Here is a 15,377-nt window from a genome sequence, read left to right on the forward strand (position 1 = left end):
TTATGATTCTCGCACGTCACGGATGTGACTGCGCAGTTCGTGGACAAGGTCGGTGAAAGGCTGGGTAAAGGTGGTTTCCTGATCGCGCGGGCGCGGCAGGGTGTTTTCACGTTCCACCAGAATTTTACCCGGACGTTTGGACATCACATAAATGGTGTCAGCAAGATAAGCCGCTTCGCGCAGGTCATGGGTAACCAGAATGACGGTGAAGGGCTTGATCATCCAAAGGTTCTGCAAGATGTCCCAAAGCTCTTCACGGGTGAAGGCATCAAGCGCGCCAAACGGCTCATCAAGCATCAAAAGATCAGGTTCGTGGATCAATGACCGGCACAAAGATGCACGTTGCTGCATGCCGCCTGACAATTCCCACGGATATTTGTTTTCATGGCCTTCAAGGCCAACCGTTGCCAGAAGCTTGCGTGCGCGTTCTTCATATTCCGCGCGATGCTTGCGCAGGCGGTGGCGATGCGGTTTGACGATTTCCATGGGCAGCAACACGTTATCAAGCGTCGTGCGCCATGGCAGAAGGGTCGGGTTCTGAAACGCCATGCCAACGATTTTAAGCGGGCCTGTGACTTCCTTGTCATCGACAATCACATTGCCCTCGGAGGGCGGCATCAGACCAGAAACCAGTTTAAGCAAGGAAGACTTGCCGCAGCCCGAAGGACCCACAACAGCGATAAATTCGCCCTTGTCGATCTTCATGTTGGTGGTTTCCAACGCCAGCTCATCGCCTTCGCTATAGCGGAGCTTGACGTTATTTAATTCAACGAAACTCTTCGACACTGCAGTTATTCCCCCTGCTTGTCCGTATCGGTATTTTTTGTTTTTGGTGGGACCAATATGATCCGGGGCGGTCAAACCGCCCCGGACATCAAAGTGGCTTATTTGATTTTGCGGTCATCAGCGCCCGGCATGAAGATGTCGGTAAAGACATCGCCAACAGCCGGTTTGGTTTCAAAACCAAATGCCAGGGAAACCTGATCGATGGCCTTTGCCATACGGTCGGTCTTGACCAGGCCCATACCGTTTTCAAGCGTTTCCGGAGTGACGACGTTTTCATCAATTGCCATCTGCAGACGCTGCAATTCAAGATCGGAGTCAATCAGCGGATCGACTTCTTTTAGGGCTGCGATTGCTGATGCCGGATCAGCAATGGCTGCGCGCCAGCCTTTAACGACACCGCGCAGGAAGCCACGCAGTTCTTCAGGATGGTTTTCCATCATGTCGGGCGATGCCAGAAGGCCGTTGCCATAGAAGTCCATACCGAAATCCTTGTACTGGAAGATCGTCAGGTCATCTTTGGAGATGCCCTGTGCTTTCAGGTTCAGGATCGAGGTGAAATAGTGACCGGAAATCGCGTCCACATCACCACGCACCAGCATCGGTTCACGCAGCGGCGGATCCATGCTTTCCCAGGTGACAGCATCAAGTTCAAGGCCGGTTGCCGAAGCAAATGCCGGATAGAGTTTGCGCGATGCGTCGAAGACCGGTGCGCCAAGGGTTTTGCCAATCAGGTCTTCCGGCTTGGTGATGCCGGACTTTTTGAGCATGAACAGCGAAAACGGCGGGCGGTCATAAACCATGAAGATCGACTTCATGGCGCGATCCGGGTTCGATGCATTGAACTCGACCAGCGAGTTGATGTCTGCAAGCGAAACGTCATAGGCGCCACTGGCAACGCGCGTGATCGCACCGACCGAGCCGTTGCCCGAGTCAATCGTCACATCCAGACCTTCTTCTTCGAAATAGCCGTTCTTTTTGGCCAGAAGGTAAGGCGCCGCCGGACCTTCATATTTCCAGTCGAGCGAGAATTTGATTGCCATTTCTGCCATGGCAGCCTGTGCGCCAAGTGCGACAGCAACGCCGACTGCTGCACCCAATAGACGGTTTTTAAGCGTGGTCATGTTATTAGAAGCCTCCTGTTTCGGGCCGATTATGCCGACCCAGCAACCGAATAAATCCCCTGATGACACAGCAATGCACATGCCATGTCGCTAATTTCCCCGCGTTGTCGCGGTTTTGTAATCTTCACATTGCACAGTAGAGGTGTTTACTATTTGGTCAATGGGGCAAATTGATCAAAAATTATACAGAAATTTTTGATAATCGCTCAAATGACGTTCTTCCAGGCATAGTGACGCAAAACCCCTTGCACAGCGTGCCAGTTTTAGGCATATGGCGATCATGCTTACAAAAACGATCAATCGCTTCTACAAAAAAGCCGAAGCTGTCGCAGATGACAGCGGTTCGGGTTGGCGCGTGCATCTTGACGGTCGCGCAGTGAAATCGCCTGCAAAGGCTGAATTCCTGCTGCCGTCCGAAGTGCTGGCACGTGAAGTTGCTGCGGAATGGGACGCGCAAGGTGAGAAGGTGCAACCCTCTACCATGCCGATTATGCAATTGGCGGCAACCGCCATCGATCGGGTGCGCCCACACCGTGACGCCGTGATTGCGGAGCTGACCGGCTATGGGCGGTCTGACCTGTTGTGCTACCGCGCGACATTCCCCGAAGACCTGATTGAACGTCAGGCAAAGGCATGGCAACCGCTTCTTGATTGGGCCAAAAGCGATCTTGATGTCACCCTTGCCGTGACCGAGGGCGTCATGCCCATCGCGCAGGATGATCAGTCCTTGCTAAAGATTCAGGATCATGTCGCAAGCTTTAATGATTATTATCTTACGGCACTGCACAGCCTGACGACGGTATCGGGTTCGGTCATTATCGGTCTTGCGGTGATGAACAAGCAGATCGATGCGCAGAAGGCATTTGAATGCGCGATGCTTGATGAAGAATACGCGATCGAACAATGGGGTGATGACGCCGAAGCCGTCGCGCGCCGCGATCGTCATCAGGCAGAGTTGCTGGCTACCGGACGTTACTTGGGGCTGCTCGGCTGATCCTGAAGCCATACAGAATTAATTGCATTTAAGGGGGGCAGGAGACTGCCTCCTTTTTTGTTTTGCCAATGACACCTGCAAAGGTGCAGGTCCAAGCCGTTCGACCTTCGAAGGGCTTGTTGATTATGTAATCCAATATTTTCAAATGTTTGGGCGTGAGGTTGGGGTGTTTCCAGGTCTGGTCCGCGAAATCCGCTTTGCGCAATAGGATGATTGGTATAAATAACACTATACTATTGTATTGGTGTGCGATGCTTTGATGTGCGCGCAGCCGTCACAGGAAATGGTGAAGAACGCGATCCCGCAGACTTGTCATTGCCTGTGATTGATCGGGCGGAATATGCGTAAATCTATGGTCATGAATACTGGGCAAGCAGGTGACGACAGCATTGATAATGTCGTTGAAACTACCAGCGGTGCATCTGCTGGCGATGCCGCTTTGACGGATGTGACCGCATCAGAGTCTGATGGCAATAGTCCCGATACGCTTAAACCGGTTGGGGGCGCGCGTGATGGTGGAACGCGCTATAAACGTCTGCTTGATGCCTTGGCCGAGGGGGTGGTTGTCCATGATCCGAATGGTACGGTTGTTGAGTTTAACAATGCCGCACTCAGCATCCTTGGTCTGAGTGCGGAACAGCTAACCGGTGTCACACCAATTGATCCGCGCTGGAGCTGTATCCGTGATGACGGATCGCCGTTTCCGGGTGAAGAACATCCTGCTGCCGTCGTGTTGGCAACGCAGAAGCGGCAATATGGTGTTGTGATGGGGGTGAACCGCCCTGATGGCGGCTTTTCCTGGATCCGCATCAATGCAGAGCCGCTGTTTAACGAAGAAACCGGATGCTTCGAAGGCGTTATTGTTTCCTTTGCCGATATCAACGAGCTCAAAGAGGCGGAGGTCGCGGTCAACGAACGCGAAGCCCTTTATCGGCAGATGTTCAAGAATACGACGGCCGTCAACCTTCTGATCGATCCGGAAGATGGCCGGATTGTCGATGCCAGCGAGGCGGCGACGGCGTTTTACGGTTTTGCCGATGGTGAGCTTATCGGGCGCAGTATTCTTGATCTCAACCTGCGTGGGGACGGGGTTGTTCGCAATAATATCTCCGACGTTTTGGTCAACGGAACCGCGTCCTTTACGGTGTGCCACAAACTCGGCACCGGAGAAGTCCGCGATATCCTGATCCATTCGGGCCTGATCGAGCTTCAGGAACGCAAATACATTCATTCAACCAATTTCGACATCACCGAACGCAAAGAGTACGAACAAAAGCTGACCGATGCCAATCGCAAGCTGGATGAAGAACGGTTGCGCTTGAATGAAATCATCTGGGGGACGAATGCCGGAACATGGGAATGGCATGTGCAAACCGGCGAAGTCCGCTTTAACGAGCGGTGGGCAGAAATCATCGGCTATGATTTGGCCGAGCTTGAGCCGTGTAGTATCGAAACCTGGATGAAATACTGCAATCCGGAAGATTTGGAAAAATCCAACGATCTGCTACAACGGGTTTTCGCCCAGCAAGATGACTATTACGAATGTGAATGCCGGATGCGGCACAAAAACGGTCATTGGGTCTGGGTTCTGGATCGTGGCAAGGTCGTTGAATGGGATGCCGATGGCAAGCCGCTCCGCATGTCGGGTACTCATACTGATATTACGCCATCCAAAACGGTTGAAGCCGATATCAGACGGCTGGCCCAAACCGATCAGTTGACCGGGCTTTCGAACCGCTATCAGTTCAATACGATGCTGTCGCAAATTGTCCAGATGAACCGGCGGTTCGATAAAAACAGCGCCTTGCTGTTGCTTGACCTTGATCGGTTCAAGCAGGTCAATGACACCTATGGCCACCCGGTGGGGGATAAGCTTCTGGTGCGCGTAGCCGAAATCATCAAGCGCAACTTCCGCGAGGCAGATGTTGTTGCGCGCTTGGGCGGGGATGAGTTCGCGGTGATCTTGCCGCTGCTTGATGATATCCGACAGGCATCCGTCCCGGCAGAGCGCATCATTCAGGAAGTATCACAGACGCATTTGATCGATGGTTTTGAGGTCCGTGTCGGTATCAGTATCGGCATCTCGACCTGCCGCAATCGCCTGAGTGAGCCTGAAATTCTCTACCGCGATGCGGACAAGGCGCTTTATCGTGCCAAAAATGGTGGCCGCAATCGGTACTGCTATTTCGATGATGGCGAGCGTGACGGTGATGGTGCGCCAAACCAGAATACCGACGACCGCCATGCGGAAAGCCTTAAGAATAAAGAATAGGGCGGTCCATCGGTGCATGCGGACGGTGCATTTCGCCGATAGGTTGCCTATCCTCTCTAGACTTTAGTCCAGCCCAATCTCATATATCGCGATGACGTTAGGGAAATCAGGCGTTTGCGCCAGTTTTTGTTGCGTTTCAACAATGCGAAAAATAATTGGCATTCCAGTACCGAATAATGCTATTTCATTCTCAGGACGCGCACATTGGGCGAAATGTGCAAAACGCCCGATCACAGCAAGGAAAACGCAACATGCAAGATATCGTCGCCAAACTCGAAGCGAAGCGCGCCGAAGCCGCCATGGGCGGTGGCCAGCGCCGCATTGATAATCAGCACGCCAAAGGCAAACTCACCGCGCGTGAACGCCTTGATGTGCTGCTAGATGAAGGTTCCTTCGAAGAATGGGACATGTTTGTAGAACATGATTGTGTGGATTTCGGCATGACCGAAAACCGCATCCCGGGCGATGGTGTCGTCACCGGCCACGGCACGATCAATGGCCGTCTGGTTTTTGTCTTCTCGCAGGATTTCACCGTATTTGGTGGCGCGCTTTCGGGTGCCCATGCGCGCAAGATTGGCAAGATCATGGATCAGGCCATGAAGGTCGGCGCACCGGTGATTGGCCTTAATAATTCGGGCGGGGCACGAATTCAGGAAGGCGTCGAAAGTCTTGCAGGCTATGCCGACGTGTTTCAGCGCAATGTTGAGGCATCGGGCGTCATCCCGCAGATTTCATTGATCATGGGGCCATGTGCCGGTGGTGCTGTTTATAGCCCGGCCATGACCGACTTTATCTTCATGGTCAAGGATAGCTCCTATATGTTTGTCACGGGTCCTGATGTGGTCAAAACCGTGACGCATGAAGAAGTTACCCATGAACAGCTGGGTGGGGCATCAACCCATACCAGTGTTTCGGGTGTGGCTGATCTGGCATTTGATAACGATGTTGACCTGCTGTTGCAGACCCGTCGTTTCATGGACTTCCTGCCGCTGTGTAACAAGGAAGACCCGCCCGCACATCTGTGCGAAGATTCGATCACGCGTGATGATTTCTCGCTTGATACCCTGGTGCCAGAAAACCCCAACATGCCCTACGACATGAAGGAACTGATCACCAAGGTTGTCGATGAAGGCGACTTCTTTGAAGTTCAGCCTGATTACGCCAAAAACATCATCATTGGCATGGCCCGTATGGATGGCCGCACGGTCGGTGTTGTCGCCAACCAGCCGATGGTTCTGGCCGGGTGCCTTGATATTGACAGCTCGAAGAAAGCTGCACGGTTTGTGCGCTTCTGCGATGCCTATAACATTCCGATTGTGACCTTTGTTGATGTGCCGGGCTTCATGCCGGGTACCGCACAGGAATATGGCGGGATCATCAAGCATGGCGCGAAGCTTCTTTATGCCTATGCCGAGGCCACTGTTCCCAAAGTTACCGTGATCACGCGTAAGGCATATGGTGGTGCCTATGACGTTATGGCGTCCAAGCATCTGCGGGGTGATGTCAACTATGCCTGGCCGACGGCCGAAATCGCCGTTATGGGCCCGAAAGGTGCTGTGGAAATCATCTTCCGTGCGGACATGAACGATCCGGCAAAGATCGAAGCACGCACCGAAGAATACCGCGAAAAATTCGCCAATCCGTTCGTCGCGGGTCGCAAGGGGTTCATCGACGATGTCATCATGCCGCACGGCACGCGCCGTCGAGTTTGCAAGGCGCTTGGTATGCTGCGCAACAAAGACATCAAAAACCCGGAAAAGAAACACGGCAACATTCCGTTGTAAGCCGCCAAGACAGATTGGGAGACATCCATGTTTACGAAAATCCTGATTGCCAACCGCGGTGAAATTGCCTGCCGTGTGATCAAATCAGCCCGCAAAATGGGAATTAAAACCGTTGCGGTTTATTCCGATGCGGATAAAGCAGCCCTTCATGTTCAGATGGCTGACGAGGCCGTCCATATCGGTCCGGCACCGACCAACCAGTCCTATCTGATCATTGATAAGATCATCGATGCCTGCAAATCGACCGGTGCCGAGGCCGTTCATCCAGGCTATGGCTTCCTGTCGGAAAACCAGGCCTTTGCCAAGGCCCTTGATGCCGCCAACATCGCCTTTATCGGCCCGCCGAATGACGCAATTGCCGCAATGGGTGACAAGATTACGTCCAAGAAAATTGCTGCCGACGCCGGTGTTTCGACCGTTCCGGGTTATATGGGCGTCATCAAGGACACGGACGAGGCGATCAAAATCGCCAATGAAATCGGCTATCCGGTGATGCTGAAAGCATCTGCGGGCGGTGGCGGCAAGGGTATGCGTATTGCGCGCAATGACGCCGAATGCCGCGAAGGGTTTGAACGTGCAACGTCTGAGGCCGCAAGCTCGTTTGGTGATGACCGCGTCTTTGTCGAAAAGTTCGTCGAAGAACCGCGCCACATTGAAATTCAGGTGCTGGCCGATAAGCACGGCAATGCGATCTATCTGGGCGAACGTGAATGTTCCATTCAGCGCCGTCACCAGAAGGTCGTCGAAGAAGCACCGTCACCGTTCATCGATCCTGAAACCCGCAAAGCCATGGGCGAACAGGCCGTGGCACTGGCCCGTGCAGTGGATTATTGTTCGGCAGGGACAGTGGAATTCATCGTTGATAAGGACAAGAATTTCTACTTCCTTGAAATGAACACCCGCCTTCAGGTCGAACATCCGGTGACCGAGCTTGTCACTGGTCAGGACCTTGTCGAATGGATGATCAAGATTGCTGATGGTCAGGAACTGACACTTCAACAAGAAGACGTCACACTGACCGGTTGGGCGATGGAAACGCGCGTCTATGCCGAAGACCCGTTCCGTGAATTCCTGCCCTCCACCGGCCGTCTGGTGAAATATCAGCCACCTTTGGAAAGTGCGACGGTCCGCGTTGATACCGGCGTGTATGAAGGCGGCGAAATTTCGATGTATTACGATCCGATGGTCGCCAAGCTGATCACCTACGGGGATACCCGTGATGAGGCGATTGCGGAAATGCGTCGGGCACTGGATGGCTATTACATCCGTGGTATTTCGCACAATATCCCGTTCCTGGCCGCTGTTATGGCCAATAAGCGCTTCCAGGACGGCAACATCACCACCAACTTCATCGCCGAAGAATATCCCAATGGGTTCTCGGCTGATGATTTGCCAAACGAAGACCCGTCAACCTTGATCGTGGTTGCGGCTTATCTGAACCAGCGTTATGCCGAACGTAATTCCGGCATCACCGGTCAGGTCAGCGATCATCCGCTTGAAGTTGCCGAAAGCTGGGTCGCGGTAAGCGGTGATGACCACACCCCGTTTGATATCGAGTTCGATGGTGTTAACGGTGATTACATCGTCGCCATTGGTGATCGCAGCTATGGCGTGACATCGGATTGGAAAATCGGTGATCCGATGTTCATCGGTGAGATCGATGGCGCACCGGTTTGTGTGCAGATCGACATCGAAGGCATTGGCTTCCGTCTGTCGGCCAACGGTATTCAGCGCAGCTTCAAGGTGCTTCTGCCGCGCGTGGCAGAACTCCAGAAATTGATGCCGTTCAAGGCACCGCCAGACATGTCGAACTTCCTGCTTTCGCCAATGCCGGGTCTTCTGGTCAAGGTTTCCGTTACCGAAGGCCAAACCGTCCAGCCGGGCGAGGAGCTTTGCATCCTTGAAGCGATGAAGATGGAAAACGTGCTTAAATGCGAAAGCAAAGGTGTGGTTAAAAAGATCCATGCCGAACAGGGTTCAAACCTGTCGGTTGATGCCATCATCATCGAGTTTGAGAAAGACGAATAGGCAAGCTGATCCCGCAAGGGTGATGTGAGATATTGGGCGTCAGCGATCAATTCGCTGACGCCTTTTCTTTTAACCTGTTCAAACACTTGTGTTTTCAACCCCTTTCGCAAACCAGTCGAGCATATTAAATACAGAAAACGGGGCTTTACGGAGGGTTTGCGCTGCCATATGGTCGGAAATCGAGGCCGTATTCCCCGATGACTGTGGCCATCCAATAACAAGAAACGAGGCGTAAACATGTACAAGCTGATTGCTTTTGATGGCGATGATACCCTGTGGCACAACGAGCCGCTGTTCCGCGAAGCGCACATCCAGCTGCGCGAGATGCTGAGCCACTATGTTGCTGCTGATCAGGTCGATGACCGTCTCTATCAGGCCGAACTGGCCAACTTGTCGATCTATGGCTATGGCGTGACAGGGTTCACGTTATCGATGATCGAAACTGCGATTGAGCTTTCCGAACGCAGGATCAGTGCCGAAGACATCCACAAACTTGCCGAGATCGGCAAATCCATGCTGCGCGCACCGACCCGTATCATTGACGGGGCAGAAACGGTGTTGCGTCACTATGCCGGGAACCCGCGCTATAAGGTGGTTCTGATCACCAAGGGTGATCTGATTGCCCAGCAACTCAAGATCGACCGCTCCGGGTTCGAAGACCTGTTTGACGGGATCGAGATTGTCTCGGAAAAGGATCCGCTGACTTATCGCAATATCTTTGGCCGCTATAATGTCGAGCCCGAAGACGCGATCATGATCGGCAATTCGATGAAGTCCGACATCCTGCCAGTCCTTGCGGCAGGCGGGGCTGCGATCCACATTCCCTATGAAATCACCTGGGTCCATGAAATGGTCGATCAGACCGAATTGGAAAACCAGAATGTTCTGACAGCCGAGAGCATTTCAGATGTCCCGGCCATGATTGAACAACTTGAACAACACCGAACTGCTGGAAGTATGGAACATGTCTGATTGTGCCGGTTCTGAAATGTCGACGGCGGCCGTGATGGCCAATGGCCCGGCAGCCGACCTTGATCCGCAAACCAAACTGGAACTTGAAGCTGCTGCGTTTCGTGGGCTTGTTACCCATCTGCAGGACCGCAAGGATGTTCAGAATATTGATCTGATGAACCTTGCCGGTTTTTGCCGCAACTGTCTGTCGAAATGGTATCTAGCAGCTGCGCGCGAAAAGGGCGTTGCCATGGATTATGATGGGGCGCGCGAAGTCGTCTATGGCATGACCTATGACGAATGGAAAGACAATCATCAGGCCCCGGCAACCGACGAGCAGAAGCAGAAATATCAGGACACTGCCCATCTGCATGCCAAAATCCCCGGTGCCAAGTAATCCATGCTGACCCATCGGGACGCGAGGAGGTCGCTTATGACAAATACACGACCCGATCCGGCCACTGGCGCTGGCAATATTGCGGTGCACGCCCGGATCGAAGGGCGGGTGCAGGGTGTGTGGTATCGCGCCTGGACGGTCGAAGAAGCCCGCAAACGCGACCTAACCGGCTGGGTGCGCAATCGTCCGGATGGCACGGTTGAGGCGGTGTTTTGCGGGCCGGTGGATGTGGTTCAGTCCATGATTGATGCCTGTCACGACGGCCCACCCCATGCGCGGGTTGATCGCATCCACGAAGAACCCGCCCTTGAAGACGGTTTCACCGGGTTTGAGAAACGACCGACTGGCTAATATCGCGTTTTCTGCCCAACCGTGGCGCTATTATCAAATGACGGACAAAAGCCTTTTTCCGCGCAAATGTGGAAAAAGGCTTTTTATTTGCCGCACTGCAATGGCATGCTGTTGAAATCCTGTCTGTATGGTCAGCATCCATGCAGCCGGGAAATCAACAGGGAGATAAAAAATGACCTTTATCGCGAAATCTTTTGGCGTTGCTGCCATCGTTGCGACCAGCGCGCTTTGCGCATTTGGCGCACAGGCAGAAGAGCCAGCCCAGAATGATGGTCTGAACGGCACGCTTTGGCTGCAGACCTCGGTCGAATATAAAACGACTGCAAAATCGGTTTTTGCCGGTGCAACCCGTCTGCTTGATGCGGCTATTGGCGATCACAGCTGGACCGCAGCCCTTGAGCAGGACGGCAACTATATGTCCAAACCGCCGGCGGTTATCCTTGATGTCGATGAGACGGTTTTGGACAACTCCGCCTATCAGGCATGGGTTGTGACCGAAAGCACCTATTACAGCTCCAAAACCTGGGCGAAATTCGTCCATGACATGATTTCCACCCCGACACCGGGCGCACTGGAATTCACCAAGGCTGCGGCGGCAAAGGGTGTTGAAGTCTTCTATGTGTCGAACCGCAAGGCACCGGAAGAAGCACCGACCATCGAGAACCTGAAGAAATACGGCTTCCCGTATGCGGATGAGAAGCACGTCATGCTGCGCGGCGAAATCGAAGCTTGGGGTTCGGCCAAGGCACCGCGTCGTCAGGCTGTTGCCGATGACTACCGCGTCATCATGATGTTTGGCGATAACTTCGGTGATTTCACCGACGACATCGATGGTACCATTGCCGAACGTCTCGACGTGATGAACAAATACGACACCTATTGGGGTGAGCGTTGGTTCATGCTGCCGAACCCGAGCTATGGTTCGTGGGAATCTGCGGCATTTGGTGGTGACTGGGGCAAGTCGGGCGACGAACGTCGTCAGGACAAGCTCAACGCCATGGATCCATGGGCAGGTCCGGGCGAGTAAGCCTTCTGCTGTGATCTGCAAATTCAAAGGGCGTCCTGATGGGGCGCCCTTTTTGATGCGGTTATTTCAATACCCAGCGAAAGGCGCGTCTGAGCTCTGCCACGGCGTCGGTCTCATACCAGCGACCATGCGCCATAATGACCCGGTTGGGGTTCCAGTCGATCATGGTTTGCACGCATTTGCGGACATGGTCGCGATACCCAAAGAAGGTCGCACGCATGTCGCGCGGGGCGGAGCCATCCGGGTCCATGGTGCCAAACAATCGCACCATAAACCGCCAGAACGGGCTTTTGATTTTATGAGGTTCAAAGTTTTCAATCAGGTCGGTCAGGATCAGGGTTTCGGACGCGCTATGGAAAAAGACCGCCTCGTTCAGATAACTGCCGCGCACCAGAATCTGTTTGATTTCATCTGCCCATTCGGCCTCCGCCGTATCGGCGAGTTCGCCGTCAAAAGTAACAGCAATACCGGCTGATTTGGCGCGCTTGATCACGCCGGGTGCGCAATAGGCCCTGGCATCGCGATAGGCACGCTGCCAGTCGGGTACACCGGCATAGTGGATCGTGTTGGATGCAATCAGATAGGCAACTTCGCCCAATTCATCGACGGCGGATTTAAGCTGCTCTGTCAGACGGATCGGCGAATGGACAAACAGTTTGCCATTGGCCAGCCGCACAATCGTCATGCGGGTGGGGAAGGGCATGGAAAACCCGAAATTCTGAAAGCCGATCACCGGACCATCAATGATCCAGATGTCATCAGCAATCGGTTTGGGAATATCAAGCGGCGCATAGGTATCGACCGAGAACATGGGGCGATCTCCGGCAGTTCATCGAAATTGTGTGGGTTTACACAACTTTACCGGGATTGAGCCTACCATCAGGATCAATTGCTGTCTTGATCGCGCGCAATAACTTCATTTTTTCGTCACTGGCATAATGGGCAAGCTCGTCACGTTTGAGCTGACCAATGCCGTGTTCTGCACTGATCGATCCACCAAGATCGGTGACGATGTCGTGGATCACGCTATTGAGGCTTTCCCAACGGCGAAGAAAAGCCGCCTTTTCCATCACCACGGGCTGGGTGAAATTGAAATGAATATTGCCATCGCCAACATGGCCAAACGGGCAGGGACGAATGCCGGGGATCAGCGCCTGTGCGGCGGCCATGCCGCGCTCCAAAAGATCCGGCACGTTCGAAACTGGCACGGACACGTCGTGCTTGATCGATCCACCCTCAAATCCTTGCGCTTCGGGGATGCCTTCGCGGATGGCCCACAGGTTTTTGCGCTGGGTATCTGACTGGGCAATGGTGGCATCGGTCGCTATGCCGATCTCAACCGCCTTTTCCAGAAGATCGACCAAAAGTGTCTGAAGATCATCATTGGGGCGCGATGAGCTCAGCTCGATCAACACATGCCAGTTGGTTTTGGTGGCAAGCGGGCGCTTGATGTTGGGTAAATAGGTAACTGCGACCGTATGGGCGAAGTCGCTTAGAAGCTCAAACGCGCTGATGGCATCCCCGCTATGGCGCCGCGCAAGCGCCAGCAGATCAATCGCACATTCCGGTGACGGTACGGCAATCCAGGCGGTGGCAATATGTTGTGGCTGGGCAAACAGCTTGATCGTTGCCTTGGTGATAATGCCAAGCGTGCCTTCCGCGCCAATGAACAAATCGCGCAGATCATAGCCGGTATTGTCCTTGCGAAGTTTCGAAAGCCCGTTCCAGATGCTGCCATCAGGCAGGACGACCTCAAGCCCCAGACAAAGATCGCGCGCATTGCCATAACGAATAACGTTCAGGCCCCCGGCATTGGTCGCAAGATTGCCGCCGATCTGGCAGCTTCCTTCTGACCCGAGTGACAGCGGGAAAAGAAAATCACGCTCGGCACATGCATCCTGAATGGTTTGAAGGATCGCGCCAGCCTCCACGGTGGCCGTAAAGTCACGCTCGTCAATTTCAATGACGCGGTTCATGCGTTTCAGGTTCAACAAGACCTGCTTGTTACTCGCAACTGCACCGCCGCAGCGTCCGGTATTGCCACCCTGTGGGACAATGGTGATGTCATGTTTGGCACAAATCGCGACGGCCTTGGCAACCTCGGCGGTGGTGGCCGGGAAAATCACCAGTTCTGCGTGGCCTGTGAACTTGCCGCGTGCTTCGGAATTATGTGGGCCCAAAACGTCCAAATCCGTGCTCCAGCCCTTGGGGCCAAGCAGATCTTTCAGATCATTGATCACGGCATCTGGCAGGAACGGCATCATCGTGTTCCGGTTATGGGGACGGGTGGGGCGCACGCGGGGCGGCCGCGCGCTTCATACGGTCATTGATCGCAAGTCCAAGGCCGCTTTGCGGGATCGGTGCGATGGCAATGCCGTCAAAGCGTTTCTGATCGGCTTCATGAAGCTTGGCAAACAGATTGGCTGCGGCTTCGCGGTCATCACCGGATTTCGACAGCCAAAGCACAGCATCAAACCCCTTAGTCACGCAATCGCCAAAGGCCAGCAGCACTTCATTGCCGTATTTGGCGGTATCGGGTGCGGTGGAATCAAGGCGCACAGGCAATCCTGGTGCATAATGGCTGGTTAGCATACCGGGGCTTTTCGGTGCGGTGTCATCGGTTTCGGCCATGACGATTTCGGTGCCAAGAATTTCGGCAACCTGATCCATCGTAATCCCGCCGGGACGCAGCATCACTACCCGATCAGTCGTCAGATCAATCACCGTGCTTTCAAGTCCAACACCACATGGCCCGCCATCCAAGATCATGCCAATTGCATCACCAAGCGAATGGGCGACATGGCCTGCTGTGGTCGGGCTGATGCGCCCGGACCGATTGGCCGAGGGGGCGGCCACCGGACGCCCGACAGAGCGGAGCAACTCACGCGCCATCGGGTGGGCGGGAACACGAACGGCAATGCTGGGCAATCCAGCCGTGACCAACTCGCAAACTGTACTGTCTTTCTGACGTGGCAAAACCAGCGTCAGGGCACCTGGCCAGAAGGCCGCAGCCAGTTTATCGGCGCGCTCATCAAACACGGCATGTTTGGCGGCGGCGTCGCGATCCGGAAAATGGCTGATTAGCGGATTGAAGCTTGGCCGTTTCTTGGCAGCATAGATGCCAGCAACCGCATCCGCATTGGTCGCATCCGCACCCAGCCCATAGACCGTCTCGGTCGGAAAGGCCACGAGTTCACCCGCACGCAGTTTGCCTGCGGCCTGGCTGAGAGCGCCTTCGGAATATGGACGAATGGTGAGTGCTGGTGACATGCAACAATCTCTGAAAAGATAATCTACTCAGATACCTAGCGACGATGCATGCTGATGACAAGGAAGAACGCCCTGATACCTTGCGATAGCAGCCAAAAAAGAATGACATATCGGAAAGAATTTGGGCCCAAACAGCGCAGAGCCGCCATGAAATGGCGGCTCCAATTTACGCTCTAGCCCGATTTCGCCCCGCGGTGGTGAAATTGGACCGCGTCGCCGTGATTCCGGCGGCTATTTACGTCACCTACACTCTGTGTGGCGATGAATTCTGTGTACCGCAAATCAGGGCCAAAGTCAACGAAACTGCGGTTTAGAGCATTTCTATATTTCGCCAAACCAAAAGCGGCCTGCCTTATGTGCGCTGCACAAAAGACAAACCGCTGATCGGGCGTGAAT

Annotated in this window: 13 protein-coding genes; 8 read left to right on the forward strand and 5 right to left on the reverse strand. The window is 54.0% G+C overall.

The genetic code is table 11. From position 1 onward, the window contains the following. Positions 1–786: an ABC transporter ATP-binding protein gene (locus ACMZ66_RS21330; RefSeq protein WP_416940423.1), complete on the reverse strand. Its 786-nt coding sequence runs from the start codon at positions 784–786 to the stop codon at positions 1–3. 98 nt (positions 787–884) lie between these two features. Further along, a complete protein-coding gene (locus ACMZ66_RS21335) occupies positions 885–1,907 on the reverse strand; it encodes an ABC transporter substrate-binding protein (RefSeq protein WP_416940425.1) in 1,023 nt (340 codons plus the stop codon). A gap of 280 nt (positions 1,908–2,187) precedes the next feature. Here ACMZ66_RS21335 and ACMZ66_RS21340 point away from each other — a divergent pair, with 280 nt between their 5' ends. The 8 genes from ACMZ66_RS21340 to ACMZ66_RS21375 all read left to right on the forward strand — a co-directional run bounded on the left by ACMZ66_RS21340 (position 2,188) and on the right by ACMZ66_RS21375 (position 11,711). Next, on the forward strand, positions 2,188–2,901 hold the full coding sequence (locus ACMZ66_RS21340; protein ID WP_416940427.1) for an ATP12 family chaperone protein: 714 nt from the start codon (positions 2,188–2,190) through the stop codon (positions 2,899–2,901). A 340-nt stretch (positions 2,902–3,241) separates the two neighbouring features. Continuing rightward, the gene (locus tag ACMZ66_RS21345; RefSeq protein ID WP_416940429.1) at positions 3,242–5,173 is read left to right on the forward strand and encodes a diguanylate cyclase; all 1,932 of its coding nucleotides are present in this window, start codon (positions 3,242–3,244) and stop codon (positions 5,171–5,173) included. A 251-nt stretch (positions 5,174–5,424) separates the two neighbouring features. After that, positions 5,425–6,957: an acyl-CoA carboxylase subunit beta gene (locus tag ACMZ66_RS21350; RefSeq protein ID WP_416940431.1), complete on the forward strand. Its 1,533-nt coding sequence runs from the start codon at positions 5,425–5,427 to the stop codon at positions 6,955–6,957. 27 nt (positions 6,958–6,984) lie between these two features. Continuing rightward, positions 6,985–8,985 (forward strand): acetyl-CoA carboxylase biotin carboxylase subunit, encoded by a 2,001-nt coding sequence (gene accC, locus ACMZ66_RS21355; RefSeq protein WP_416940433.1) that lies wholly within the window; start codon positions 6,985–6,987, stop codon positions 8,983–8,985. A 237-nt stretch (positions 8,986–9,222) separates the two neighbouring features. After that, the gene (locus ACMZ66_RS21360; RefSeq protein WP_416940435.1) at positions 9,223–9,957 is read left to right on the forward strand and encodes an HAD family hydrolase; all 735 of its coding nucleotides are present in this window, start codon (positions 9,223–9,225) and stop codon (positions 9,955–9,957) included. A 34-nt stretch (positions 9,958–9,991) separates the two neighbouring features. Beyond that, complete coding sequence (locus tag ACMZ66_RS21365) at positions 9,992–10,333, forward strand: DUF1244 domain-containing protein (RefSeq protein ID WP_416940491.1); 342 nt, start codon at positions 9,992–9,994, stop codon at positions 10,331–10,333. A 36-nt stretch (positions 10,334–10,369) separates the two neighbouring features. Continuing rightward, complete coding sequence (locus tag ACMZ66_RS21370) at positions 10,370–10,684, forward strand: acylphosphatase (protein WP_416940437.1); 315 nt, start codon at positions 10,370–10,372, stop codon at positions 10,682–10,684. A gap of 172 nt (positions 10,685–10,856) precedes the next feature. After that, positions 10,857–11,711 carry a 5'-nucleotidase, lipoprotein e(P4) family gene (locus ACMZ66_RS21375; protein WP_416940439.1) on the forward strand — a complete coding sequence of 285 codons (855 nt, stop codon included), beginning with the start codon at positions 10,857–10,859 and terminating at the stop codon, positions 11,709–11,711. Positions 11,712–11,772: 61 nt separating this feature from the next. Here ACMZ66_RS21375 and ACMZ66_RS21380 read toward each other — a convergent pair whose 3' ends face one another. From ACMZ66_RS21380 to ACMZ66_RS21390, 3 genes are read right to left on the reverse strand one after another with little or no spacing between them, the layout of a single operon-like run. Beyond that, the gene (locus ACMZ66_RS21380) at positions 11,773–12,522 is read right to left on the reverse strand and encodes a DUF4336 domain-containing protein (RefSeq protein ID WP_416940441.1); all 750 of its coding nucleotides are present in this window, start codon (positions 12,520–12,522) and stop codon (positions 11,773–11,775) included. A 37-nt stretch (positions 12,523–12,559) separates the two neighbouring features. After that, entirely contained in the window at positions 12,560–13,972 is a 1,413-nt protein-coding gene (locus ACMZ66_RS21385; RefSeq protein WP_416940493.1) for an FAD-binding oxidoreductase, read from the reverse strand. A gap of 13 nt (positions 13,973–13,985) precedes the next feature. Next, positions 13,986–14,981 carry an L-threonylcarbamoyladenylate synthase gene (locus ACMZ66_RS21390; protein ID WP_416940443.1) on the reverse strand — a complete coding sequence of 332 codons (996 nt, stop codon included), beginning with the start codon at positions 14,979–14,981 and terminating at the stop codon, positions 13,986–13,988. Positions 14,982–15,377 lie beyond the last annotated feature (396 nt).

Origin of the sequence: Thalassospira sp., from assembly GCF_048059015.1 — a bacterium.
In the GTDB taxonomy this organism is placed as follows: domain Bacteria; phylum Pseudomonadota; class Alphaproteobacteria; order Rhodospirillales; family Thalassospiraceae; genus Thalassospira.